The organism is Pseudomonas sp. PDM02 (assembly GCF_014852285.1).
Taxonomy (GTDB): Bacteria; Pseudomonadota; Gammaproteobacteria; order Pseudomonadales; family Pseudomonadaceae; genus Aquipseudomonas; species Aquipseudomonas migulae.
On record NZ_JACVBL010000018.1, the window covers coordinates 1 to 24,290 of the forward strand.

General features: G+C 59.1%; 22 protein-coding genes. 12 read left to right on the plus strand and 10 right to left on the minus strand.

The window, feature by feature from the left end; genetic code table 11:
* Window positions 1-268: 268 nt before the first annotated feature.
* The 4 genes from IB245_RS25780 to IB245_RS25795 form a co-directional block, all read right to left on the minus strand.
* Window positions 269-1,264 (minus strand): lysylphosphatidylglycerol synthase transmembrane domain-containing protein, encoded by a 996-nt coding sequence (locus IB245_RS25780; RefSeq protein WP_008043336.1) that lies wholly within the window; start codon window positions 1,262-1,264, stop codon window positions 269-271.
* A complete protein-coding gene (locus IB245_RS25785) occupies window positions 1,261-2,037 on the minus strand; it encodes a DUF2334 domain-containing protein (RefSeq protein WP_192229095.1) in 777 nt (258 codons plus the stop codon). The genes IB245_RS25780 and IB245_RS25785 overlap by 4 nt, the downstream gene beginning before the upstream one ends.
* Window positions 2,030-3,151, minus strand: coding sequence for a glycosyltransferase family 4 protein (locus tag IB245_RS25790; protein ID WP_008043334.1), 1,122 nt, complete (start codon window positions 3,149-3,151; stop codon window positions 2,030-2,032). The genes IB245_RS25785 and IB245_RS25790 overlap by 8 nt, the downstream gene beginning before the upstream one ends.
* 168 nt (window positions 3,152-3,319) lie before the next feature.
* Window positions 3,320-5,209, minus strand: coding sequence for a methyl-accepting chemotaxis protein (locus tag IB245_RS25795; protein WP_192229096.1), 1,890 nt, complete (start codon window positions 5,207-5,209; stop codon window positions 3,320-3,322).
* A gap of 174 nt (window positions 5,210-5,383) precedes the next feature.
* Here IB245_RS25795 and IB245_RS25800 point away from each other — a divergent pair, with 174 nt between their 5' ends.
* The gene (locus IB245_RS25800; RefSeq protein ID WP_032832797.1) at window positions 5,384-6,871 is read left to right on the plus strand and encodes a helicase HerA-like domain-containing protein; all 1,488 of its coding nucleotides are present in this window, start codon (window positions 5,384-5,386) and stop codon (window positions 6,869-6,871) included.
* Between the two features lie 124 nt (window positions 6,872-6,995).
* Here the strand turns inward: IB245_RS25800 and IB245_RS25805 are convergent, their stop codons facing one another.
* A complete protein-coding gene (locus IB245_RS25805; RefSeq protein WP_008029261.1) occupies window positions 6,996-7,451 on the minus strand; it encodes a DUF721 domain-containing protein in 456 nt (151 codons plus the stop codon).
* Window positions 7,452-7,758: 307 nt separating this feature from the next.
* On the opposite strand from IB245_RS25805, the gene secA reads away from it, so the two are divergent.
* The 4 genes from secA (at window position 7,759) to IB245_RS25825 (ending at window position 13,550) form a co-directional block, all read left to right on the plus strand.
* Entirely contained in the window at window positions 7,759-10,494 is a 2,736-nt protein-coding gene (gene secA / locus IB245_RS25810) for a preprotein translocase subunit SecA (RefSeq protein ID WP_192229097.1), read from the plus strand.
* Window positions 10,495-10,616: 122 nt separating this feature from the next.
* A complete protein-coding gene (gene argJ, locus IB245_RS25815; protein ID WP_192229098.1) occupies window positions 10,617-11,834 on the plus strand; it encodes a bifunctional glutamate N-acetyltransferase/amino-acid acetyltransferase ArgJ in 1,218 nt (405 codons plus the stop codon).
* 136 nt (window positions 11,835-11,970) lie between these two features.
* Window positions 11,971-12,603: a glutathione S-transferase family protein gene (locus tag IB245_RS25820; RefSeq protein WP_192229099.1), complete on the plus strand. Its 633-nt coding sequence runs from the start codon at window positions 11,971-11,973 to the stop codon at window positions 12,601-12,603.
* On the plus strand, window positions 12,600-13,550 hold the full coding sequence (locus IB245_RS25825; protein WP_192229100.1) for a Nudix family hydrolase: 951 nt from the start codon (window positions 12,600-12,602) through the stop codon (window positions 13,548-13,550). The genes IB245_RS25820 and IB245_RS25825 overlap by 4 nt, the downstream gene beginning before the upstream one ends.
* 97 nt (window positions 13,551-13,647) lie before the next feature.
* On the opposite strand, the gene IB245_RS25830 is transcribed toward IB245_RS25825, so the two are convergent.
* The 3 genes from IB245_RS25830 to IB245_RS25840 are packed head-to-tail and all read right to left on the minus strand — an operon-like array spanning window position 13,648 to window position 17,231.
* Window positions 13,648-14,229 carry a cob(I)yrinic acid a,c-diamide adenosyltransferase gene (locus IB245_RS25830; protein ID WP_192229101.1) on the minus strand — a complete coding sequence of 194 codons (582 nt, stop codon included), beginning with the start codon at window positions 14,227-14,229 and terminating at the stop codon, window positions 13,648-13,650.
* Between the two features lie 2 nt (window positions 14,230-14,231).
* Entirely contained in the window at window positions 14,232-16,268 is a 2,037-nt protein-coding gene (locus tag IB245_RS25835) for a sensor histidine kinase (RefSeq protein ID WP_008029248.1), read from the minus strand.
* Window positions 16,269-16,313: 45 nt separating this feature from the next.
* Window positions 16,314-17,231: a putative 2-dehydropantoate 2-reductase gene (locus IB245_RS25840; RefSeq protein ID WP_192229102.1), complete on the minus strand. Its 918-nt coding sequence runs from the start codon at window positions 17,229-17,231 to the stop codon at window positions 16,314-16,316.
* Between the two features lie 140 nt (window positions 17,232-17,371).
* Here IB245_RS25840 and IB245_RS25845 point away from each other — a divergent pair, with 140 nt between their 5' ends.
* Both IB245_RS25845 and IB245_RS25850 read left to right on the plus strand, forming a co-directional pair.
* Entirely contained in the window at window positions 17,372-17,857 is a 486-nt protein-coding gene (locus IB245_RS25845; RefSeq protein ID WP_007906601.1) for a YajQ family cyclic di-GMP-binding protein, read from the plus strand.
* A 138-nt stretch (window positions 17,858-17,995) separates the two neighbouring features.
* Window positions 17,996-18,838, plus strand: a complete 843-nt coding sequence (locus IB245_RS25850; protein WP_192229103.1) for a mechanosensitive ion channel family protein — start codon at window positions 17,996-17,998, stop codon at window positions 18,836-18,838.
* 76 nt (window positions 18,839-18,914) lie between these two features.
* On the opposite strand, the gene IB245_RS25855 is transcribed toward IB245_RS25850, so the two are convergent.
* Entirely contained in the window at window positions 18,915-20,261 is a 1,347-nt protein-coding gene (locus IB245_RS25855) for an OprD family porin (protein ID WP_008043324.1), read from the minus strand.
* Window positions 20,262-21,177: 916 nt separating this feature from the next.
* On the opposite strand from IB245_RS25855, the gene IB245_RS25860 reads away from it, so the two are divergent.
* Together IB245_RS25860 and IB245_RS25865 are read left to right on the plus strand one after the other, a co-directional pair.
* A complete protein-coding gene (locus tag IB245_RS25860) occupies window positions 21,178-21,603 on the plus strand; it encodes an HIT domain-containing protein (protein WP_008029239.1) in 426 nt (141 codons plus the stop codon).
* Between the two features lie 3 nt (window positions 21,604-21,606).
* Window positions 21,607-21,813: a SlyX family protein gene (locus IB245_RS25865; RefSeq protein ID WP_008029236.1), complete on the plus strand. Its 207-nt coding sequence runs from the start codon at window positions 21,607-21,609 to the stop codon at window positions 21,811-21,813.
* A gap of 61 nt (window positions 21,814-21,874) precedes the next feature.
* Here IB245_RS25865 and IB245_RS29265 read toward each other — a convergent pair whose 3' ends face one another.
* Entirely contained in the window at window positions 21,875-22,477 is a 603-nt protein-coding gene (locus IB245_RS29265) for a cold-shock protein (protein WP_192229104.1), read from the minus strand.
* A gap of 308 nt (window positions 22,478-22,785) precedes the next feature.
* Here IB245_RS29265 and IB245_RS25875 point away from each other — a divergent pair, with 308 nt between their 5' ends.
* The 3 genes from IB245_RS25875 to IB245_RS25885 all read left to right on the plus strand — a co-directional run bounded on the left by IB245_RS25875 (window position 22,786) and on the right by IB245_RS25885 (window position 24,212).
* Window positions 22,786-23,256 (plus strand): Dps family protein, encoded by a 471-nt coding sequence (locus IB245_RS25875; protein ID WP_008029233.1) that lies wholly within the window; start codon window positions 22,786-22,788, stop codon window positions 23,254-23,256.
* A 259-nt stretch (window positions 23,257-23,515) separates the two neighbouring features.
* Window positions 23,516-23,854 carry a ribbon-helix-helix domain-containing protein gene (locus tag IB245_RS25880; protein ID WP_008029232.1) on the plus strand — a complete coding sequence of 113 codons (339 nt, stop codon included), beginning with the start codon at window positions 23,516-23,518 and terminating at the stop codon, window positions 23,852-23,854.
* 136 nt (window positions 23,855-23,990) lie between these two features.
* Entirely contained in the window at window positions 23,991-24,212 is a 222-nt protein-coding gene (locus IB245_RS25885) for an FmdB family zinc ribbon protein (protein ID WP_010457489.1), read from the plus strand.
* Window positions 24,213-24,290 lie beyond the last annotated feature (78 nt).

The following is a 24,290-nucleotide window of genomic DNA, read 5'->3' on the forward strand; positions in this document are numbered from 1 at the left end:
GTCGCCCCCTCGAGAGGCCGAGTGGAGGTTCTGCGCAGTGGGCAACCCGGCATGGATGCCGGGTTAGCCGCCCCCGGCCATGGATGGCCGATGGCGGCGGGCCCACGGAGCAGGACCGGAGCGAGGGGATGCCGAGCCTTAGCGAGGCACCGAACGAAAGGGGCAAGAGCCCTTTGGTTACTTTGGGGCTTTTCCAAAGTGACTCGCTGTAAAAGCGAAACCATAAGCCGCCGTTACCGCAGAATCGGATATACACACAATCAAAAAACTAAGCCTGCCTAAACCTCATCAACTTCTTCAACAACGGCCGCCCAACCATCAACAAAAACACCGGTCCCCCCACCACCAGATAAAAGTAATAAGTCACCGCCCGCCAAATCAAAATCGCCGCCGCCGCAGTAGATTTCCCCACCATGGGCGCCAGCAATGCAGCCGAGGTCAATTCCGCCGCCCCGGCGCCCCCCGGCAACAGGCTGAACTGCCCCGCACTCAGCGAAAGCATCTGAATCAAAAAGCTCCAGGCCCACTGCAAATCCGCGCCAAGCCCGCGCAACGCCAGGTACAACACGCTATAGCGCAGCACCCAATGCACACAGGTCAGGGCAAACACCTTGATCAAAGTCCGAAAGGGCAACTTCAGCGTGTCAGTGAACGCCGCAAGAAAGTGCAGGAGTTTTCGCGCCCAGCGCAGGCGCGTGGTGCCTTTGACATTGAGACGTGCGAGCAGCCGCCCGCTGAGGCGAATCAGCAGCCGATGGTAGCGCGCGATCACCACACAACTGAGCAGCCCGCCGAACATCGATATCGCACTGACGGTCAGCAGCCACTCCATGCGTTCGCTGAGGTGCTGGAACAGCGCATAAATCAGAATCCCGCTTAACGCACAGAGAAAGAACAGCAGATCGCTGAGTTGGTCCATGGCGAAAACCGCACTGCCCCGTGCCGGACGCACCCCGTTACGGGCCAGCAGCGCCATGATGGTCAGCGGTCCACCGCTGCCGCCCGGTGTGGCGCAGTAGGCGAACTCGGCAGCCATCACCACGCCGAGGCTTTTGACCGGGCTGACCTTGTCGCGCTCATCACCCAGCAACAGGCGCAAGCGCATCGTGTTCACCACCCAGCACAGCAGGATCATGCCGAACATGATCAGCAACCAGCTCAGTGGAAAGCTTTGCAATCGCGACCAGGTCTGGTTGCCACCCAGCAGCAGCGGAATCAGCACCGCCGCGAGCAGTGCGACAAACAGCAGAATCCCCCGGCTCATGCGGCGCGACCGATGCGGTCGCTGTGCAGCGCCAGCCAACGAGCCTTGGTCATCGGCATGCGGCCTTGGTCGAGTAATCGCTTGAGGGTGTGCAGCCAGTAATCGCGCGCGAACCGATGACGCATGTCCACCGGGTGCAGGCCCAGACGAATCACCGGCGCTTGGCGCCAGCGTTGCTCGCGCTGATCGCTGACGAGCTTCGACAAACCTCGCCGCCATGCGCTGCGCGCACTCCAGACCAGTCCCGGCGCATCGACCGGGGTGAAATCCGGCAGACGAAAAAGATGCTGTGGATCGCTGGTGTAACTCAGGGGTAACTGGCGCAAGGCCCGGCGCGTACCTTCGCTCATCAACCAGGCCGGAGCGACGAACCCTTCGAGCGGCCAGTGATAGCGATGAAACAGCTCGATACCTGCGCGCAGACGCGTGAGGGCCGCGTCCTGCGACAGCGTGTAGAACTCGCCTTCACGGGTATAAATACGGCGCATGAACCAGTCTCGTGGCGTGTTGGGCGGCGGCTCGTCATCACAATGAAAATAGCCGTGCAGCGCCAGTTCGTCACCTCGGGCGACACGACCGGTCAGCAGGCGGCGCAACCCCGGGTGTGCCTCCAGATCGTTGTGTCTGTGGTAATCCGGCACCACCAGCCAGGTCATCGGCACTTCACCCAAGGCGTCCACGGCTTCGACAAACGGTTGGTAATCGGCCCAGGTGTGCGGCGCGACGTCATGCAGCACGAGTAACAGGCAGGGCGCGCTCATGGGCTCAACCATTGGCGGCCAGCGGCCATTGATTGCCGAGGACGGCGTGATAGTGGCCCAACAGACTGTCGACCACCGCGTCCCACGAGTAATGCCGTTCGACATGGAGGCGTGCTTGTTGGCCGAGCGCGGCACTGCCTGAACTGAACAGCTCCCGCACCGCATTGGCCATCGCCACCGGGTCGTTCGGCGCGCACAGCAGCCCGCATTCTGCGCTGATGATTTCTTCAAAGGCTCCCGCCGCCACAGCTACTACCGGAATGCCGCTGGCCATGGCTTCGAGGATCACCAGGCCAAACGTTTCCTGGTCACCGGCATGCAGCAGCGCATCGGCGCTGGCCATCAACTTCGCCACCTGCGTGACGGGGCAGAACTCATGGATGACGGTGACGTTGTCCGGGACCACGACCGGCATCGACGACCCCACCAGCAACAGGTGATAACGCCGTCCCAGGCGCCGCATGCATTCCAGCAACACCGGCAGGTTTTTTTCCTTGGAACCACGCCCGGCAAAAATCAGCAGGTGCGTGTTTTCATTGATGCCCAGTTGCGTGCGCAGGCTTGGATCCCGGGCATCGGGATGAAAGGTTTGCAGGTCGACGCCCAGGGTTTGGACGAAAACGTTGTTCACGCCCAGGCTGGTCAGTTTGTCGGCCATGATCCGGCTCGGCGCCAAGACCCGGTCGAAGTTGCCGTAGAGCTTTTTGACATACGCTTCGACGTTGGTTGTGACCCAATTGCCCATGCGATTGCTGACCAGCAGCGGCAAGTCCGAGTGATAGAAGCCGATCACTGGCACGTCGAGTTGGCGGCGGGCATCGAGCGCCGCCCAGGCTGTGAGGTACGGGTCGCCGACCTCGATCAGATCGGGCTGCAAATCTTGAAGGACATTTCGCCAAGGGGCGAGACGGAGAGGGAAACGATAACCCTTGCCGAAGGGCAGGGCAGGGGCCGGAACCGTGTAAACGCCGTCCTGTTCGCTCAAGTGTGAACCGGGGATCAGCAGGCTGTGGCGAATGCCGGGCTTGACGCCCAGACGACGGTGTTTTGCATCCAGATACGTGCGCACGCCACCGCTGGCAGGGGCGTAGAACATGGTTATGTCCGCGATGTGCACGATGAACATCCCTCCGGTCCGTTGTACTCCCTTGGTTGACCTTTATGAAGAATAGATGTTCGGCTGGGGTTTTGTGGTGTGTTACAGACCGTCTTCGCGGGCAAGCCTCGCTCCTACAGGTTCACGTAAAACCTTGTAGGAGCGAGGCTTGCCCGCGAAGGGGCCCTCAGAAGCGCATTAGATCCGGAAACTACCGACCAACTGCTTGAGACGCGCCGCCTGCTGTTCCAGGTCCGAACACGCCCGCAACGTCGATTGCAGGTTCTCCACCCCTTCCTGGTTGAGCGTATTGATCTCGGTAATGTCGACGTTGATCGATTCCACCACCGCCGTCTGTTCCTCGGTCGCCGTCGCCACGGACTGGTTCATCCCGTCGATTTCACCAATGCGCAACGTCACGCTGTTCAGGCGTTCGCCCGCCAGGTTGGCGATTTCCACGCTGTCCTGACTGTGGCGCTGGCTGTCGCTCATGGTGCTGACGGACTCGCGGGCGCCGATTTGCAGCTCCTCGATCATGGTCTGCACCTGCTGCGCCGACTCCTGGGTGCGGTGTGCCAGGTTGCGCACTTCATCGGCCACCACGGCAAAACCACGCCCGGCTTCACCGGCACGGGCCGCTTCGATCGCGGCGTTCAGCGCCAGCAGGTTGGTTTGCTGGGAAATGCTGGTGATCACTTCGAGAATCTGCCCGATGTTCACGGTTTTGCTGTTCAGCGATTCGATGTTGGTGCTCGAAGCGCTCAGCATGCTCGACAGTTGGTTCATCGCGACAATGCTGCGATCCACCACCTGTTGGCCGTCTTCGGCGAGGTTTCGGGCATCGCTGGCCTGGCTCGACGCCTGGGCGGCATTGCGCGCGATTTCCTGGGCTGCGGCACCGAGCTGATTGATCGCGGCGGCGACGCTGCTGGTGCGCGAAGCTTGCTGGTCGGAGTTGTACATCGACGAGTTGGAAGCCGCGACTACACGCAACGCCACTTCGTTGACCTGGCCGGTGGCCGAAGACACTTCGCGGATCGAACCGTGAATGCGCTCCACGAAACGGTTGAACGCGGTGCCCAGGAGGCCGAATTCATCGTTGTTCTGGATAGTCAGGCGTTTGGTCAGGTCGCCCTCACCGTCGGCAATGTCGGCCATGGCGCGGGTCATGACGTGCAGCGGCTGGATCAGGATGCGGATCAGCATGCCCAGCAAGGCAATGATGATCGCAACTGCGATGACGGTCGCAACGACCGCCGAGGCGCGGAAATCGCTGAGTTTCGCGAAGGCTTTGTCCTTATCCACCGACAGACCGATGTACCAGTTGACGGAAGACAGGCCTTTGATCGGGGTGAAAGTGACGATGCGGGTTTTGCCATCGACTTCCACTTCACTGAAATCGCTGCTGATGCGCGGTGTATTTTTCGGGTACGACTCAGCCAGGGATTTCATCACCAGCGCTTTGTCCGGGTGCACCAGGATCTTGCCGTCGGCGCTGATCAGGAACGCATAACCCATGCCATCGAAGTCCAGCGCATTCAGGCTGTCGGCGATCACTTGCAGGCTCAGGTCACCACCGACCACACCAATGTTCTGGCCGTCCTTGAGCACACTGTTGACGATGGAGATGACCAGTTGGCCAGAGGCCAGATCGATGTAGGGTTCGGTCAGCGCCGAGCCACTGGTGCTTTGGGCGCTTTTGTACCAAGGGCGGGCGCGCGGATCATAGCCATCCGGCATTTTGCTGTCCGGGCGGATGATGAAGGTGCCATCCTTGTTGCCAATGTAAGCACCCATGAAGGTCGACGTCACCGCCTTCTGCTCCAGCAGCTTGGCGACGTTGCCGATGTCCGGGTTCAGCGCGGCGTTTTGTGCGAGGTTTTCGATCAGCAGACTGCGTCCGGTCAGCCAGGTCTGGATATTGTTGGCAGTCACGCTGCCCATTTTTTGCAGATTCTTGTCCAGGTCCTCGCGAATGGCGTTGCGCTGTAGATAGTCGTTGTACAGGGTGAACGAGGCGAACGCGGCAATGACGATGAGGGCGGCGGCAAGCAGGATTTTATGGCTGAAGCGCAGATTTTTGTTCATGGCTTGGGGTTCCGCTAAGGTCTTAATGCCCAAGGCGTGCTTTTATAAGGAAGCGCGCAGTGGGCGGTCATGAAAACAAGCTGATATTTCCGTCCTCTCCTTGGGGGGATTACCGAAGCTTTTCAGTCTTTTATATCGGCCGTGCAGAATTAAAGATTAACCATGGGTGACCAAATGCCTGATTCATCGCAACTCGTTATCGGTGCCGATCTCGCGGGGCAACCGATCGCCCAGGCCATGCGCCTGGCGAACCGTCACGGTCTGGTCGCGGGCGCTACCGGGACCGGCAAGACCGTCACTTTGCAACGACTGGCCGAAGCGTTCAGCGATGCCGGCGTGGCGGTGTTTGCAGCGGACATCAAAGGTGACCTCTGCGGCCTCGGTGCCGCCGGCAACCCGCAGGGCAAGATCGCCGAGCGAATCGCCGGGATGCCCTGGCTGAATCACACGCCGCAGGCGTACCCGGTCACTTTGTGGGACATTCACGGCCAGTCCGGTCATCCTTTGCGCACCACCTTGAGCGAAATGGGCCCGCTGTTGATTGGCGCCCTGCTGGAGTTGACCGACAGCCAGCAATCGGCGCTGTACGCCGCGTTCAAAGTGGCGGACCGCGAAGGCCTGTTGCTGCTGGACTTGAAGGACCTGAAGGCACTGCTCAATCACCTGCGCGACCACCCCGAATTGCTGGGCGATGACGCCGCATTGATGACCACCGGTTCCAGCCAGGCCTTGTTGCGCCGATTGGCGACCCTGGAGCAACAAGGTGCTGAGGCCTTGTTCGGCGAGCCGGCGCTGCAACTCGAAGACATTCTGCAACCGACCGCCGAGGGGCGCGGGCGCATTCACTTGCTCGATGCCAGTCGTCTGGTGCACGAAGCGCCGAAGGTCTACGCGACGTTCCTGTTGTGGCTGCTGGCTGAACTGTTCGAGCAACTGCCGGAGCGCGGCGATGCCGACAAACCGCTGCTGGCGCTGTTTTTCGACGAAGCCCATTTATTGTTTGCCGATACGCCCAAGGCGTTGCAGGAACGTCTGGAGCAAGTGGTGCGGCTGATTCGCTCGAAAGGCGTGGGCGTGTATTTCGTCACCCAATCGCCGGGCGACTTGCCAGATGACGTGCTGGCGCAGCTCGGCTTGCGTATCCAGCATGGTTTGCGTGCGTTCACCGCCAAGGAGCAGAAGTCCCTGCGTGCGGTGGCCGAGGGCTTCCGGCCGAACCCGGCGTTCGATGCCTTGTCGGTGCTGACCGAACTGGGGATCGGCGAGGCGCTGGTCGGCACATTGCAGGACAAAGGCACGCCAGAGATGGTCCAGCGCGTCCTGGTGGCACCGCCGCAATCACGGATCGGGCCGCTGAGCGAAACCGAGCGCACGCTGCTGATCGCCGGCTCGCCGTTCAAGGGGCGGTATGACAAACCGGTGGATCGCGAATCAGCCTATGAAGTGCTGATGGGGCGCAAAGGCCTGGCGCCGGAACCCGAAGCGGCACCGGGCAAACCTGCGCCAGAAGAACCGAGCTTCACCGACAAGGCCGGGGAGCTTCTCGGCACGGCCGCAGGGCAGGCGCTGAAGTCGGCGATGCGACAGGCGGCCAATCAGCTTGGCCGGCAACTGGTGCGCGGGTTGATGGGGTCGTTGCTCGGCGGCAGCAAACGCCGCTAATTTCCTGACGGGTGCATGCCCTGTAGGAGCGAGGCTTGCCCGCGAAGGGGCCCTTGAGGGCGCCAAAAGCTTCGCGGGCAAGTCGGATCGCCGCACCGCTCGCTCCTACAAGGTCCAGGTGATTTCAATCCTTGGGTTTGGCGTGAGCGGCCAGTCGTTCGAGGGCAGCCCTGAGATTAGGATCACTGATCCCCTCAGCCGTAGCCTGAATCGTCGCCCCCGCATCCGTCGACAAACTGATGGTATGCCCGGCTGCGCCTTGCTGAACGGTCGGCGGCTGCACCTTGAACAGAATCCGCGTCAGGCTGGCGAACTCATCAAACATCTGCAACTGCCGTTGCAGACGCTTCTGTTGATAGCGCAGACGCGTTGCCCAATGTCCGTCGGTGACAATCAGCAATAAACTGCCTTCGCGCCACGAAGCCACATGGCAATGTTCGCGCGCAGCGGGCTGCAATTGGCTTTCGAGCAGGCGTTGTAAATGACCCAGGCGTTGAGCATGGCCAAAAATGGCTTTCAGCGGTTTGGCTTCGCGAAGCAGAACGGCGGGTGCTCTGGCCGTAAGAGGGCGAAATGCCATGATCAGACACCTGAAGTAACAGAGCCGCCATGGTAGCAGAAAGCACTGGATGCGCCCGACCCATTGCTTTGCGCGCGCTTTACCCATTAAATCAACAAGTAACTTCTGCCGTCAGTGGCTTGAAGTTCAGCAAAAAGCCCTTATTTTAAGTGAGCCCCGTAACAGCGCAGTGCATGCATCGTGGAACAACGCCACTTTCCTCACCATCGTTTCCGGGTAGAATGCTCGTTCGCATGCGGCCATGAGGGCTGCACGGGCGACTCACGGGGCCGCCCTCCATCCCTTTAGTGTGGAAGATCCTGCCGATATGTTTGCGCCTTTGTTAAAGAAACTTTTTGGAAGCAAGAACGAGCGTGAAGTCAAACGCATGCTCAAGACGGTGCAACTCGTCAATGCCTTCGAAGAGCAAATGGTGGCCCTTTCGGACGATCAATTGCGTGCCAAGACGGATGAGTTCAAGGCCCGCATCGCCAAAGGGGAATCCCTCGACAAGCTGCTGCCAGAAGCCTTTGCGGTCGCCCGCGAAGCCGGTAAGCGCGTCATGGGTATGCGCCACTTCGATGTCCAGCTGATCGGCGGCATGACCTTGCATGAAGGCATGATCGCGGAAATGCGTACCGGTGAAGGCAAGACCCTGGTGGCCACACTGGGCGTTTACCTCAACGCGCTGTCCGGCAAAGGCGTGCACGTTGTTACCGTGAACGACTATCTGGCCCGCCGTGACGCCAACTGGATGCGTCCGCTCTACGAATTCCTCGGCATGACGGTCGGTGTGGTTACACCTTTCCAGCCGCCGGAAGAGAAACGTCAGGCCTACGCCGCCGACATCACCTACGGCACCAACAACGAATTCGGTTTCGACTACCTGCGCGACAACATGGCGTTCAGCATGGAAGAAAAATTCCAGCGCGAACTCAACTTTGCCGTGATCGACGAAGTCGACTCCATCCTCATCGACGAAGCCCGTACCCCGCTGATCATTTCCGGTCAGGCCGAGGACAGCTCGAAGCTGTACATCGAGATCAACAAACTGATCCCGCAGCTGCAATTGCACGTCGAAGAAGTCGAAGGCGAAGTCACCAAGGCCGGCCATTACACCGTCGACGAGAAGACCCGTCAGGTCGAACTCAACGAAGCCGGTCACCAGTTCATCGAAGACATGCTGACCCGCGTCGGCCTGCTGGCTGAAGGCGAGAGCCTGTATTCGGCGCATAACCTGGGCCTGCTGACCCACGTCTATGCCGGCCTGCGTGCGCACAAGCTGTTCAACCGCAACGTTGAATACATCGTGCAGGACGGTCAGGTTGTCCTGGTCGACGAACACACCGGTCGTACCATGCCGGGTCGCCGTTTGTCCGAAGGCCTGCACCAGGCTATCGAAGCCAAGGAAAACCTGAACATCCAGGCCGAAAGCCAGACATTGGCGTCGACCACGTTCCAGAACTACTTCCGTCTGTACAACAAGTTGTCCGGCATGACCGGTACCGCAGACACCGAAGCGTTCGAATTCCACCAGATCTACGGCCTGCAGGTCATGGTGATCCCGCCGAACAAGCCTTTGGCGCGTAAAGACTACAACGACCTGGTGTTCCTGACCGCCGAAGAGAAATACGCGGCGATCATCAACGACATCAAGGAGTGCATGACTCACGGCCGTCCGGTGCTGGTGGGTACTGCAACCATCGAAACTTCCGAGCACATGTCTGCGCTGCTGCAGAAGGAAGGCATCGAACACAAGGTCCTGAACGCCAAGTTCCACGAAAAAGAAGCCGAAATCATTGCCCAGGCCGGTCGTCCAGGCGCACTGACCATCGCCACCAACATGGCCGGTCGTGGTACCGACATTCTGTTGGGCGGCAACTGGGAAGTGGAAGTCGCGTCTCTGGAAGACCCGACGCCGGAGCAGATTGCCCAGATCAAGGCCGACTGGCAGAAGCGTCACCAGCAAGTGCTGGAGTCGGGTGGCTTGCAGGTGATTGCGTCCGAACGTCACGAATCGCGCCGTATCGACAACCAGTTGCGTGGTCGTGCCGGTCGTCAGGGTGACGCCGGTTCCAGCCGTTTCTACCTGTCGCTGGAAGACAGCCTGATGCGCATCTTCGCCTCTGACCGGGTGAAGAACTTCATGAAAGCATTGGGCATGCAGTCCGGTGAAGCGATCGAGCACCGCATGGTGACCAACGCCATCGAGAAGGCTCAGCGCAAGGTTGAAGGCCGCAACTTCGACATTCGTAAACAACTGCTCGAGTTCGATGACGTCAACAACGAACAGCGTAAAGTGATCTATCACATGCGCAACACGTTGCTGGCCGCCGACAACATCGGTGAAACCATCGCCGACTTCCGTCAGGACGTACTCAACGCTACCGTCAGCGCCCACATTCCACCGCAGTCGCTGCCTGAGCAGTGGGACGTGTCTGGTCTGGAAGCAGCGTTGCAGAGCGACTTCGGTGTGGCGCTGCCGATCCAGCAATGGCTCGACGAAGACGATCACCTGTACGAAGAAACCCTGCGCGAGAAGCTGATGCAGGAGCTCATCGCGGCGTACAACGAGAAAGAAGACCAGGCGGGCGCCGACGCGCTGCGCACCTTCGAGAAGCAAATCGTGCTGCGCGTGCTGGACGACCTGTGGAAAGACCACCTGTCGACCATGGACCACCTGCGTCACGGCATCCACTTGCGTGGCTATGCGCAGAAGAACCCGAAGCAAGAGTACAAGCGCGAGTCGTTCACGCTGTTCTCCGAGCTGCTGGATTCGATCAAGCGCGACTCGATCCGTGTGCTGTCGCACGTTCAGGTTCGCCGCGAAGATCCGATCGAAGAAGAGCAACGCCTGCGCCAGGAAGCCGAAGCACTGGCGGCGCGCATGCAGTTCGAGCACGCTGAAGCGCCTGGTCTTGATCAGCCGGAACAGCTGGGTGAAGAGCTCGATGTAGCCCTCGCCACCGCACCGGTTCGCAACGAACAGAAGCTGGGCCGTAACGAACTGTGCTACTGCGGTTCGGGCAAGAAGTTCAAGCATTGCCACGGGCAGATCCAGTAAAACCCGTTTCATACGCTGAAATACCCGCGCCGCGACCGGCATCAGCCGTCGCGGCGTTTTGCCATTTACACCACCGTTCTTCCTGAAAGCGGTGCAGACATCATTTATTAAGGAGCGCATTCATGGCTGTTGGTCTTGGTCCTTTGCCAACGTTGCACCCGGTTGCCGGTTTTGAACTCGGTATCGCCTCGGCCGGCATCAAGCGTCCTGGACGCAAGGATGTCGTGGTCATGCGCTGCGCCGAAGGCTCCACCGTGGCAGGCGTGTTTACCCTGAACGCCTTTTGCGCCGCTCCGGTGATCCTGGCCAAGCAGCGTGTGCAAGGTCCGGTGCGTTACCTGCTGACCAACACCGGCAACGCCAACGCCGGCACCGGCGAACCGGGTCTGGCCGCCGCCGAGCGCACCTGCGCGAAACTGGCCGAACTGACCGGCGTCGATGCCAGCCTGGTGCTGCCGTACTCCACCGGTGTGATCGGCGAACCGCTGCCGGTCGAGAAAATCGAAGGCGCGCTGCAAGCCGCTCTCGACGACCTGTCGGTGAACAACTGGGAAGCTGCCGCCACCGGCATCATGACCACCGATACCCTGCCGAAGGGCGCCAGCCGCCAGTTCGAGCATGACGGCGTGACCATCACCGTTACCGGCATCAGCAAAGGCGCGGGCATGATCCGTCCGAACATGGCGACCATGCTCGGCTACATCGCCACCGACGCCAAAGTCTCCCGCGACGTGTTGCAAAACCTGTTGCTGGACGGCGCCAACAAGTCGTTCAACCGCATCACCATCGACGGCGACACCTCGACCAACGACTGCTGCATGCTGATCGCTACCGGTCAGGCGGCACTGCCGGAAATCACCTCCGCCAGTGGTGAACTGTTCGCCAAGCTGAAACAGGCTGTGTTCGAAGTGTGCATGGACGTGGCCCAGGCCATCGTGCGTGACGGCGAAGGCGCGACCAAGTTCGTCACCGTTGAAGTCAACGGCGGCGGCAATCACCAGGAATGCCTGGACGTCGGTTACACCGTGGCGCACTCGCCGCTGATCAAGACCGCGCTGTTCGCATCCGACCCTAACTGGGGCCGCATCCTGGCTGCCGTTGGCCGTGCCGGCGTACCGAATCTGGACGTGAGCAAGATCGACGTGTTCCTCGGCGAAGTCTGCATCGCCAGCCGTGGCGCCCGCGCATCGACCTACACCGAAGCCCAGGGCGCAGCGGTGATGCAGCAGGAAGAAATCACCATCCGTATCGAACTGGGTCGCGGCGATTGCAGCGAAACCATCTGGACCACGGACCTGTCCCACGAATACGTGAAGATCAACGCCGAGTACCGTACGTAAGACAGATCGCTTTCGCGGGCAAGCCTCGCTCCTACAAGGATCGCGCAATCCCTGTAGGAGCGAGGCTTGCCCGCGAAGAGGTCCGATCAGACACCAAAGATTCTGGCCTGTCCCCCCTCATCAAAAGGTCCCGAACATGAGCCTCCACCTGATCATCGGCGACAAATTGCATTCCTCCTGGTCCCTGCGCGGCGCCCTGGCCCTTGACCTGGCCGGCGCCCCGTACACCGAAGAATTGATCAAACTGAACCAGCCGGACACTCGCGAGCAGTTGCTCAAGCATTCGCCGACCGGCAAAGTCCCGTTGCTGAAAACCGAGCACGGCACCATCGCCGATTCCCTGGCGATTGCCGAGTACCTGGCCGAACAATTCCCTCACGCCGGCCTCTGGCCCAAAGACGTCGCGGCCCGCGCCCAGGCACGTTCGGCCTGTGCACAGATGCACGCCGGCTTCTTCGCCATGCGCGGCAACATGCCGTTTGACCTGAGCCGTGACGCACCGTTGTCGCCGGTCCCGGCAGACGTCCAGGCGGACATCGAACGTATGCTGGCGTTGTGGGCCGAGTGCCGTGCCGCCGCGACCGAAACCGGTCCATACCTGTTTGGCCGCGCGACCCTGGCCGATGCGTTCTTCGCACCCATTGCCGTGCGCCTTCGCACTTACCAGGTGAAGTTGCCGGTGGCGGACGAGGCCTACGTCGAAACGATCTACCAATGGCCAGCCTTCAAGGCCTGGCAAAAGGCGGGTCTGGAGGAGGTCGGGCAGTGAAACGAGTACACGTAGCCGCCGCGGTTATCCGCGAGAGCAGCGGCAAGATCCTTATCGCCCGGCGCGCCGACACTCAGCATCAGGGCGGTCTTTGGGAATTCCCGGGTGGCAAGGTCGAGGCCGACGAATCCGTGGAAACTGCGCTGGCCCGTGAGCTTCATGAAGAGCTGGGAATTGTGGTCAATGCCGCGCGACCGCTGATCAAGGTCCGTCATGACTATCCGGACAAACAAGTGCTGCTGGATGTCTGGGAGGTCTCGGACTTTTCCGGCGAACCTCACGGTGCCGAAGGCCAGCCTTTGGAATGGGTGGCGCCGCGTGATCTGCCGGGCTATGAGTTTCCGGCCGCCAACCAGCCAATCGTTGCGGCGGCGCGATTGCCTGCGGCTTACCTGATTACGCCTGAAGATCTGGAAACCCCCGCGCTGCTGCGCGGTATTCAGAAAGCCATCGCCAACGGCATCAAGTTGATCCAGCTGCGGGCGCCCAACGGCTACGACCCGAAATACCGTGATCTGGCGGTGGACGCAGCCGGGCTGTGTGCCGGCAAGGCGCAGTTGATGATCAAGGGACCGTTCGAATGGTTGGGCGATTTCCCTTCGGCCGGTTGGCACATCACCTCGGCACAGCTGCGCAAATACGCAGCGGCCGGTCGTCCGCTACCGGCGACGCGCTGGTTGGCGGCGTCCTGCCATAACGCCGAGGAACTGGCGCTGGCCGAGCAGATGGGCGTGGACTTTGTGACCCTGTCGCCGGTGCAGCCGACCCTGACGCATCCGGGGGCTCAGCCGCTGGGTTGGGATCAGGCTGCAACGTTGATCGAAGGTTTCAGCAAGCCGGTGTTCTTGCTCGGCGGTGTTGGGCCGGCGCAAGTTGATCAGGCTTGGGCGGCAGGCGCCCAAGGTGTGGCGGGGATTCGGGCGTTCTGGCCGGATTCTTTGGTGTAGCTGCCGGCCTATTCGCGGGCAAGCCTCGCTCCTACAGGGATATGCATTCTCCAGTAGGAGCGAGGCTTGCCCGCGAAGGCGTCCTTAAGAGTGCCGCTTAAACCCCGGGTTTCGCAGCAGGCTGCCACAAAATCTCCGCAATCCCCTGACGCCTGGCAATCACCCGCGCCACCACAAACAACAGATCCGACAACCGATTGATGTACGCCAGGCCAACCCCGGCCAACGGTTCAAGCGCATTCAAATGCTGACACCGGCGCTCGGCACTGCGCGCCAGGCTTCGACACACATGTGCTTGCGCAATCAGCGCCGAACCGCCCGGCAGAATGAAATTCTCCAAGGGCCCCAGCTCTTCATTCCACACATCGATCGCCGTTTCCAGGCGTTCGATTTCTGCCGCATTCAACGCCTGATATTCGGGCATGGCCAGTTCGCCACCGAGATCGAACAACCGATGCTGGCAAGGCGCCAAAACCTCGATCACTTCGTTTAATCCGGGAAACTTTCCAAGTTCCGCTTCGAGCCCGGCCAACAGCACGCCGACCTGGCTGTTCAATGAATCGACTTCGCCAATGGCCTCGATCCGCGGGTGGTCCTTGGGCACGCGGCGGCCGTCGCCCAGCCCGGTTTCGCCTTTGTCGCCGGTGCGGGTGTAGATCTTCGACAAGCGAAAGCCCATGGTTACCTCGAAAGCTGATTGAGTTCTTGAGAAACGAGCGGGGTGCTCGTCAACGGCAGGCGCAAGGTGAAACACGTGCCCTGGCCCAGGGTCGATTGCACTTCCATCTGACCCTTGTGGTTGTTGGTGATGATGAAATACGAAACCGACAAGCCAAGCCCGGTGCCCTGACCGATTTCCTTGGTGGTGAAGAAGGGTTCGAAGGTGCGTTTGCGCACGCTCTCACTCATGCCGATGCCATTGTCCTCGACCTGGATTTCCGCCCACGGTGGATTGAGTCTGGTCCTCAGGATGATCCGTCCCGGCTCGCAGCCGTCCTCGCGCTGGTGAATGGCTTGCGCAGCGTTTTTCAGCAGGTTGAGCAGCACCTGCTCAAGTTCGTTGGCGGTGCCGGGCACGGGGCCCAGAGCGGGGTCGAACTGACGAATGATCGCCTGACCCTTGAAGTCAAAGCCAATCGCCAGGTCAAAGTCGTTGCCGGCGATTTCCACGGCTTGATCGATCAGCGCCGGCAAATCGCACGGCGCCATTTGCCGGGTGCTGCGGCGGCTGAAGCTGAGCATGTGGGTGACGATTTTCGCCGCCCGGGCGCCAGCCTGTTGAATGCCGTCGAGCAGCTGCGGCACCTCACGTACTTTCAGGTACTCGTTGACTGTATCCAGCTCAACGCCGACTTGTTCGGCCTGTTCGAGGTTTTTTGGCAAGTCCGGGGACAGGCGTCGACGAATGTTCTGCACGTTGTGCAGGATTGCGCCAAGCGGGTTGTTGATTTCGTGGGCCATGCCGGCGGCGAGGCCGCCAACCGAGAGCATTTTTTCCGACTGCACCATCATTTCCTCCAGCGACAGGCGCTGGGTGATGTCGTCGATGCGGATCACCACACCACGACCGGCACCGCCCATCAGCGGGTAAAAGGTCAGGGCGTAATGCTTGGGTTCATCGTCCTTGAGCCAGGTCACGCGCTCGATCTTCGCCACCGTGTGCTGCTCGACGGTTTGCTTGAGCTGAGGCAAAAACGGTTTGAGCGGTTCGAACGCAAGAAAGATCGGCTGATTCAGCGCTTCATCCAGGCGTGTGCCGGAGAGGGCGCTGGCCTCCTGATTCCACTGCGTCACGTAGAGCTGCTCGTCGAGGGCGATCAGTGCCGACGGCATGGAGTCGATGATGCTGTTGAGGTAATTCTGGAACCCGGTGAGCTTCTTCTCGATCTTGCTGCGCACCTGGACCTCGAGTTCCAGTTTGCGGTTGGTGTGGCGGGTTTCTTCGGCCAGGCCCTGGGCCTGATCGTAAGCGGCCTGGGATTCGTCCCGTGCCCGTTTGAGTTGCTGCTCCCGTGCCTCAATGCGCGAGAGCATGGTGTTGAACGCCTCGGCCAGGCTGCCGATTTCGTCATGGTTGCCGCGTGAGGCGCGCAGGGCGTAGTTCTCCTCCCGGGTCACTTGCCGGGACAGCTCTTCGAGTTGATGGATCGGCCGGGTAATCAGGCGTTTGATCTGCCGGGCGATCACCAGCCATAACAACACGCTGAAGATCAGAATGCCGAGGCTGGCAGTCAGGGTCCCGGTGTAGAAGGCCATCGGCAGTTCGCTGCTGGCGACCAGCAGCAGATGGCCGGGCGCGGTGCCGGGGCGGGGCAGGGTGATCACTTGGTTGCTGCGAAATTCGGTGGCTTGCCAGGATTCGATGTGGCGATAACGCTCAGGCAGGCCCAAATGATCGCCACGTTGCAACTGCGCCAGCCTTTCGCCCTTGCCGTCATACAGGGCTGCCGCGCGCAGCGGTGAATAGCTGTTGAGCTCATTGAGCAGTCGCTCGGCATTTTGTGGTGACTGCAGCGCTTCAGCCACCAGGCTCGGGTTGGACACCAGTCGGCCGATGGTCTGCAAGGCCTGGGGCGCCATGCTTTCCTGGGAAATGTAGTACGCGGCGCTGATAAAGGTCAGGTTGGCGACCAGCAAAACGGTGGTCAACAGCACCAGCAGGGCGGCCAGCAGTTTCTGGCCGACGGGAAGGTTTTCAAGGCGCTGGCGCAATGGCATCAGGTTTATCGCTGAAAAGGAACAAGTGGCCAGCGTAGCCGCTGCTCAGTCGCTGGGCAATCCAAGGCTGTGCAGATGGGCGATCAACCGTGATTCAAGCTGATTGAGGTGCGGCAGGTTCAGTTGGTGTCGCGAAGCCACTTTGCAGACGTAGCCCAACAAATAACTGATTTCGGTACGGCGTTGATTCGCAACGTCCTGATACATCGACGAGAAATTGGCTGCGGTGGCGTGGATCACCCGTTCCACTTCCGGCTGGAGGTTTTCGGCGGCGGCCGGCTGGCCACAGCGTTCAAGCAGCTCGGTCAGTTCGCCGCAGAGGGTCGCGACTTCGCAATGGTGGTCCTGCAAGCCGCCATTGCGGCAATCGTGCAACACCGTCAGTGGATTGATCGCGCAGTTGAGTGCCAGTTTCCGCCAAAGCCGGGTCAGAATGTCGGTGCTCCATTCGTGGGGAATCCCGGCGGCGCTCACGTCATCCAGCCAGATCGGCGCCACGGGATGACCGGCATCCCCCAGCCAGGTGTAACCGTGACCGGCGAATACCACGCGCCAGTCACCGTCGCGATACGCGCCTTCAGTGCTCGAAGCAAAAATGCAGCGCGCTTGCGGCACCTGCGCCGCAACGGCGTCCTGACTGCCAAGGCCGTTCTGCAACAGAATCAATTCGGCGCCGGACGCGAGGCGCGGCGCCAGTCGGGCCACGGCCTGCTCGGCATCGTAGGCTTTGCAGGCCACCAGCAGGCGGTTGATCGGCTCATCGCTGTCGGTAGTTTCGCCGGGGATGGCATACGTTGTTGCTTCGCCGTGCTCCACCAGCGTCAAGCCGCCCGTAGCCTGATAAGCCTGCAAGCGCGGCGCATTCCGCACGATCAGCCGGACCGGCACCCCGGCCCGCGCCAGACGCGTGGCCCATAAAGTGCCGAGGCTGCCGGCGCCCAGAACATGCCAGGTGGTGGACATCAGCTTTTTGCTCTGTTTGAGGCGCGCATCGGACGCTCGCAGTGAATGATGGGAAAGACCCGTTATAATCAGCGCGGATTTTAACCGCAAGCCAGGCGTGCTCCATCTTGATCGAGCGCGCCCTTTATTGGAGAGATTACATGCCGTCGTTCGACGTGGTATCCGAACTGGACAAACACGAAGTCACCAACGCGGTCGAGAACGCCGTCAAGGAACTCGATCGTCGTTATGACCTGAAAGGCAAGGGCACCTTCGAGTTCAAGGAAAAGGACCTGACCGTCAACCTGACCGCTGAAGCCGATTTCCAGCTCGAAGCAATGATTGAGATCCTCAAGCTGGCGCTGGTCAAGCGCAAGATCGACGTGCAGTGCCTTGAAGTCAAGGATGCCTATGCGTCGGGCAAGCTGATGAAGCAGGAAGCCGTTCTCAAGGAAGGCATCGACAAAGAGCTGGCGAAGAAAATCGTCGCTCACGTCAAGGACGCCAAGCTCAAGGTGCAGGCCGCCATTCAGGGCGAGCAAGTGCGCATTACCGGCAAGAAACGTGACGATCTGCAGGAAGCCATCGCAGCCCTGCGCGCCAAGACGTTCGACATGCCGTTGCAGTTCAACAACTTCCGCGACTGATTTCTCAGGCGGGAACCTCTCGGCGTTTTCGGCGTCCGAGGCCCAAGCAGCGGCAGAAAGGCTGCCCCCGAACGGGAGCAGCCTTTCTGCCGCTTATTTTTTTCGTGTGCCGTGTGGCCGGAAATCAGGAGAACGTAGATGGACTTGAATGCTGAAGTGGACAACCTGGTCAAGGCGTCCCAAGCCTGGATTCCGATGATCATGGAATACGGCAGCCGGGTGCTGCTGGCGATCATCACCCTGGCCATCGGCTGGTGGTTGATCAACAAAGTGACGCAGAAGCTGGGCGGCCTGATCGCGTTGCGTAACGCTGACCTGGCGCTGCAAGGCTTCATCAGCAGCCTGGCGAACATTATTCTGAAGATCTTGCTGGTCGTCAGCGTGGCGTCGATGATCGGTGTCGAAACCACCTCCTTCGTTGCTGCAATCGGTGCGGCCGGTCTGGCCATCGGTCTGGCGTTGCAGGGCAGCCTGGCGAACTTCGCCGGTGGCGTGCTGATTCTGTTGTTCCGTCCGTTCCGTATTGGTGACTGGATCGAAGCTCAAGGTGTTGCCGGTACGGTCGACAGCATTCAGATTTTCCACACCGTACTGCGCACTGGCGATAACAAGACCATCATCGTCCCGAACGGCAACTTGTCGAACGGCATTATCACCAACACTAACCGTCAACCCACCCGCAAGGTTGTGTTTGATGTGGGCGTGGATTACGAAGCGGACTTGCAGAAAGCCCGTGAAGTATTGCTGGATCTGGCCAAGGATGATCGCATCCTGGCTGAGCCGGCTCCGCAAGCCGTCATTTCTACCCTGGGCGACAGTTCGATCACTGTTTCCCTGCGAGTGTGGGTGAAGACGGCAGATTATTGGGATGTGATGTTCATGTTTAACGAACAGTCCCGTGACCGGTTGAAAACGGCCGGTATCGATATCCCGTTTCCACAACGGGTGATTCGTGTGGTGCAGGAATCTGCGGTGCAGTAAGCAACAAGCAGGCAACAAAAAGGCCCATCCGAAGATGGGCCTTTTTTATTTGTTACCGCAAACTAACTGGATGCGATTACAAAATCGACAGTGGGTAGTCGACGATCACACGGAACTCTTTCACGTCGCCTTCACCTTCGTCGGCGTTAGCAAAGTGCCAAGCTTGACGGAAGCGAACGGACAGATCTTTTGCCGGGCCAGACTGAACAACGTACTTGGCTTCGAAGTTGGTTTCGTTGTGCTTGCCATCTTCACCGTACAGGCCGGTGTAAGCGCTGCCTGCTGGGGTGTTGGTACCGTCGATGTCCCAACCTTTCACGTAACGGGTCATGAAGCTCAGACCTGGAACGCCGTACTCAGCCATTTTCAGATCGTAACGGATCTGGGCAGACTTCTCGCCAGGGGCGTTGAAGTCAGAGTACTGGATGGAGTTGGCGAGGAAGATCGAGTCGCCACCGCGGTTGTTCTTGCCGATACCGACGTAGTCGAACGGGGTATCGCCATTAACCTTTTGGAAGGCCAGGGTGATGGTGTGCGCTTTCAGGAACGAGAGAGCAGTTGCCAGCGAGAATGCGGTGTTGCTGATGTCACCAGCTTTCGAATCACCGGTGTCGGTGGTGCGATAGATGTTGAAGTCAGTGTTCAGCGACGTGTCACCACCAAATGGAGTGGTGAGGTTCACGTTGGCGTAGTACTGGTTCCAGATGTCTTCCAGCTGGGCGCCATACAGCGATGCGGACAGGTTGTCGGTAATGCCGTACTTGCCACCGAAGTAGTCCATGCTTTTGGCTTTCACGCCAGCATAGTTTGCAAACAGGTCGCCGTCGCGGGAGTTTTTGTCCTGGCTGGAACCCGAGTAGAAGTGGCCGGCTTCGAGGTCAAGGTCTTTGACTTCGCTGCTCTGCAGTTGGATACCGCTGGCAACTTGAGGAAGGATACGGGAACCGCCAACAGCAAACACTGGAGCAGTGCTTGGCGACATGTCGCCGATTTTCAGCTCGGTTTTGGAAACGCGGAATTTAATGGCCGCGCCTGCTTTACCTTGGCTGTCGTTGACGTTGCGGCCACCGTTGGCGTTTACGACGTCGCTACGGCTCATGTTGCCCGAACCGGAAGTGCCATCGCCGCCATCCAGTTTGATGGCCAGGTAACCGAATGCATCAACACCAACGCCGACAGTACCTTGGGTGTAGCCGGAGTTGTAGGTGCCCCAGAGACCTTGGGTCCAGTCTTTGACGTCGCGGGCGCCGTCTTTGTTGTCACGGTTGAAGTAGTAGTTGCGGACCAGCAAGTTCAACGAGCTGTCTTCAACAAAACCTTTGGCTTCAGCCTGGTCACTTACGAAAGGTGCGGCCGTAGCCACTTGAGTACTGGCTGCTGCTGCAACTGCCAGTGCGATCATGCTCCACTTCATCACGCGCATCGTGATTTGCTCCTTTGGTTTTAGAAGAGTACTGCCGTCCCACCTGTTTTATTATCTGGGCGGCTCTTTCTTTTTGTGTCGGCGCAAACTTATATCACGCCGACCATGTTGGCGATACTTGCGTATCTATCCTTTCAGCTTCTTTACGACCCCGTCGCAAACAGCTTGGTAGATGTCGCAAATTTACAGCCCCAATGCAACCGGAATGACAACGTCATCGCTGTTTTCCAAGGCGTGAGCATCGGTAAAAAGAGTCCCTGGTGAAACGTTTGAATCTCCATCGGGCAACCCTGCCACTGTTTTTATTTGCCTGAAGGCTTCCACTTCCAGTGGTTGCATTGCAGGCGATGTGAGTGTGAATGCAACAAGCGTGCACAAATCAGAAAACTGCTGTTTTTTTTTCTGAACGCCTGCGTGTTACCGTAAAAACCTCATAAAACCGGGGGTTACAAGCACCTTTTAATGGGGCTTGACGCCACGGTTTGCATCGTGTTGCGCCCTCCTGGCCGACTGCGTGACAAACAAAAACGTTACCGGTTCACCCCGCCAGTGGGTAATTGGCGGATACCCGACGCACTCAGCGTAGACGCACTGTGCGGTTTTGGTGCAAAAAATTTTAATCGCTGTACTGAATTCATACAGCATGACTGCTGAGTGATTGCGAACAGGTCGTTGTTTGTCAGTCATTTCAGCGTTTTTTGCATGATCATCGGTTCTGTAATGGTGCGCCCTTGCGAAAAATGTCTCATGTCGGGGCGCGCATTCTGCAGGTCGCTCGAATTTCGATGGGCCTTCGGCCGTGGTTCGTCGTGAAGGCGGTAGTGTTCACAGGTATGCTGCCGTCCTGTCGCTTGGTGCGTCGTCCTGCGTGGAGGGGCGCTAAGCTGAAAATGATGACTAGACGGGAGTGCGCGCAGTGTTCGCTTTAGATCCACGACTTCAACAAGACACGTTACCGATCGGGGATTTCCCGCTCAGCCGGTTGCTGTTGTCCAATGATTCGAACTACCCGTGGTTCATCCTGGTACCTCGTCGCGACGATATCAGCGAGATATTTCAGTTGGATGTCGCTGATCAGGTGCAGCTCTGGAAGGAAACGACTGCGCTGGCGGAAATGCTCAAGGACTCGTTCGACGCGGATAAATTGAACGTCGCGGCCCTGGGTAACGTCGTCAGTCAGTTGCACATGCATGTGATTGTGCGCAAGCGTGAGGATGCCGCCTGGCCGGCCCCGGTCTGGGGCAAGCACCCGGCGAAGCCTTACAGTGCAGAGCAGATCGCGGTGATTCGCGAGCGGCTGCGCCTGGTGTTGACCGATGATTTTACGTTTCTGGAGGGTTGAATCATGAGCCTGGAAGAACGCGTTACCGATCTGGAGAGCCAGCTGGCCTTTCAGGATGACACCATCCAGGCATTGAGCGATGTGCTGGCGACGCAGCAGCGTGCCGTTGAGCGTCTGCAACTGCAAATGGCGGCCTTGCTCAAGCGCCAGGAGGAAATGGCCGGCCAGTTCGAAACGTTCGAAGAAGAAGCGCCACCGCCGCATTACTGAACATGCAGGCGTAAAAAAACCGCGAGCAGCCTGGCTGTTCGCGGTTTTTTTTAGCCTTGAATCAGCGTCGCGGAAGAGCGGCGATCACGTCTTCGGCTTGCAGGCCCTTGTCACGATTCATGACGGAGAACTCCACGCGCTGGCCTTCGACCAGGACGCGATGACCTTCGCCACGAATGGCCCGGAAATGCACAAAAATATCATCGCCGGAATCACGGGAAATAAACCCGAAGCCTTTGGAAGTGTTGAACCACTTCACGGTGCCGGTATCGCGGTTGGTCATGTCATAGCTTGGCGAAGCGGTGGCCGGTGAAGATTTGTAGAAGCTGATGGCCAGATGAAGAAGCACGGCGATCAGGGCCGCCACCAGGCTGAACAGTACGGCAGGTTGACCGGCGATGACAGGCATCGGCGCGAGCAGCGTCAGGGTTTGCAATACGACAGTCAGAACCAGCAGGGCGCTGACCAGGTTTTGCAGTTGATGACGCGGGCCTTTGTTCCAGTAAGGGATTACAGGTGCGAGGGTAAGGTTGAGCAGGCCGAAAAAGGCCAGGTAAAGCGCATCGGATTGTTGCAGGTAAGGAACAGCTTCGGATCGCAGGCTAGGGATGAAGGACAGCAGCAGGGCCGCTGCGCCCATTAGCAGGTGGACGATTTTCAACATTTTGATTAACTCACGTTAAGACGGATCACAAGGAAGAGCTGATGGAGCACGGTTCGCTTCAGAACAATAAGAGGCGTTGAGCACGTACTCGTTATCAGCCTATGCGCAACGCCCGGAAAAATAGGGCTTTGCGACACACTGCCTATTTAACAGCAAAGCTTGCGGCTACTCAAATCAGGGAGTCCAGCGGTGCATCGGGGGCGATATGTCGCAGGGAGCGGGGGCATTCCCGCCTGCGGTGTGGCGACAGGCTTGCTAGAGTGGTCCTGCACCTGTCGGATGAATTTGATCACCTTTAGGGGAAAAGCATGGCAATCGATATCGGTATCAGTGAAGAGGATCGCAAGTCCATCGTCGACGGACTTTCGCGTCTGCTGTCGGACACTTATGTACTTTATTTGAAAACCCATAATTTCCACTGGAATGTCACCGGTCCCATGTTTCGGACCCTGCACCTGATGTTCGAGGAGCAATATAACGAGTTGGCCCTGGCGGTCGATTCGATTGCCGAGCGCATTCGCGCGCTGGGCTTTCCTGCTCCGGGTGCCTATTCCATTTATGCGCGCCTTTCTTCTATCAAGGAGGAGCCGGGCGTGCCCAGCGCTGAAGGCATGATCAAGCAACTGGTCGAAGGGCAGGAGGCCGTCACGCGTACGGCGCGGGGGATCTTTCCCCTGCTCGACAAGGTCAGCGACGAGCCCACGGCGGATTTGCTGACCCAGCGTATGCAGGTTCACGAGAAAACCGCATGGATGTTGCGCGCTTTGCTGGATGAGTAACGCGTTCAGTGCGCGGATGGTGCCTTGCAGGCGTTGTCCGCGCGCTGTCGTTTCGGCCTCTCTTCGTTGAATGATCTTGCGCCAGTATGTGTAGGAAATTGTCCGGACTAGGACGGTCTCCATGATCCGCCTTCAGTTGTTGGCTTATCCTACGTGGATGGTCAAAAAGTCATCTGGATATAACTTTGCGCCTGCGCTTTTATAAGAATCACAGCATGACTCTTATAAGAACCAGGGATGGCAAAGGAGTGTCAACGGTATGGTTTATGAAGACAGGCGAAGCGAGGGGAGGAACGGTTCATTCAAGGATGTAAGGATCGATCCGTTTGTCAGTGAGTTCGATATGGGCCTGGCCCAGCCATTATCCCGATCCGTACGCTTGAATGGCTTTGCCACCTGCTTGCGGCTTGAGCAGGTGTATTGGGATATTTTGGGGGAAATGGCCAGGATCAATTGCTGTTCGGTCAGTGCGTTGTTGTCTCACGTGGATCGAGAAGTGCATTTGCGTCACGGCGGGGTGAAGAATTTCAGCGGGCTGGTGCGGGTTGTCTGCGTTGTGCACAGCCTGAAGGAAGGGAGTTGCGTCGTCATGGCCTAGCCGTGATGGCGGAATGCATCGTGTGTCAGTCTGTGCAGTCTTACGGCTGCACAGGCTGCATTTAATGGATATAATCCCGCTCTTTGCCGCAAAACCCAGCGTGCGCGGTAGCAATCTGATCGCCGAGACAACCCCCATGCCGATGTACGACTATCAATGTGCTTCCTGTGGTCATCAGTTGGAAGCCATTCAAAAGATCAGCGCAGCACCGCTGGTCGACTGCCCTGCCTGCCAGGCGCCAGAGCTCAAGAAGATGCTGTCCATGCCGGGCTTCCGCCTTAGCGGCACCGGCTGGTACGAAACCGATTTCAAGACCGGTTCCAAGAAGAACCTGGCCGGCGGCGATAAAGCCGACTAGGGTCTGGAACCTGAGTTGAACGACACGTGCGAGCTCTTGCACCATCCCGTGTGCAAGGCCTCTAACCGAATTTCGAAT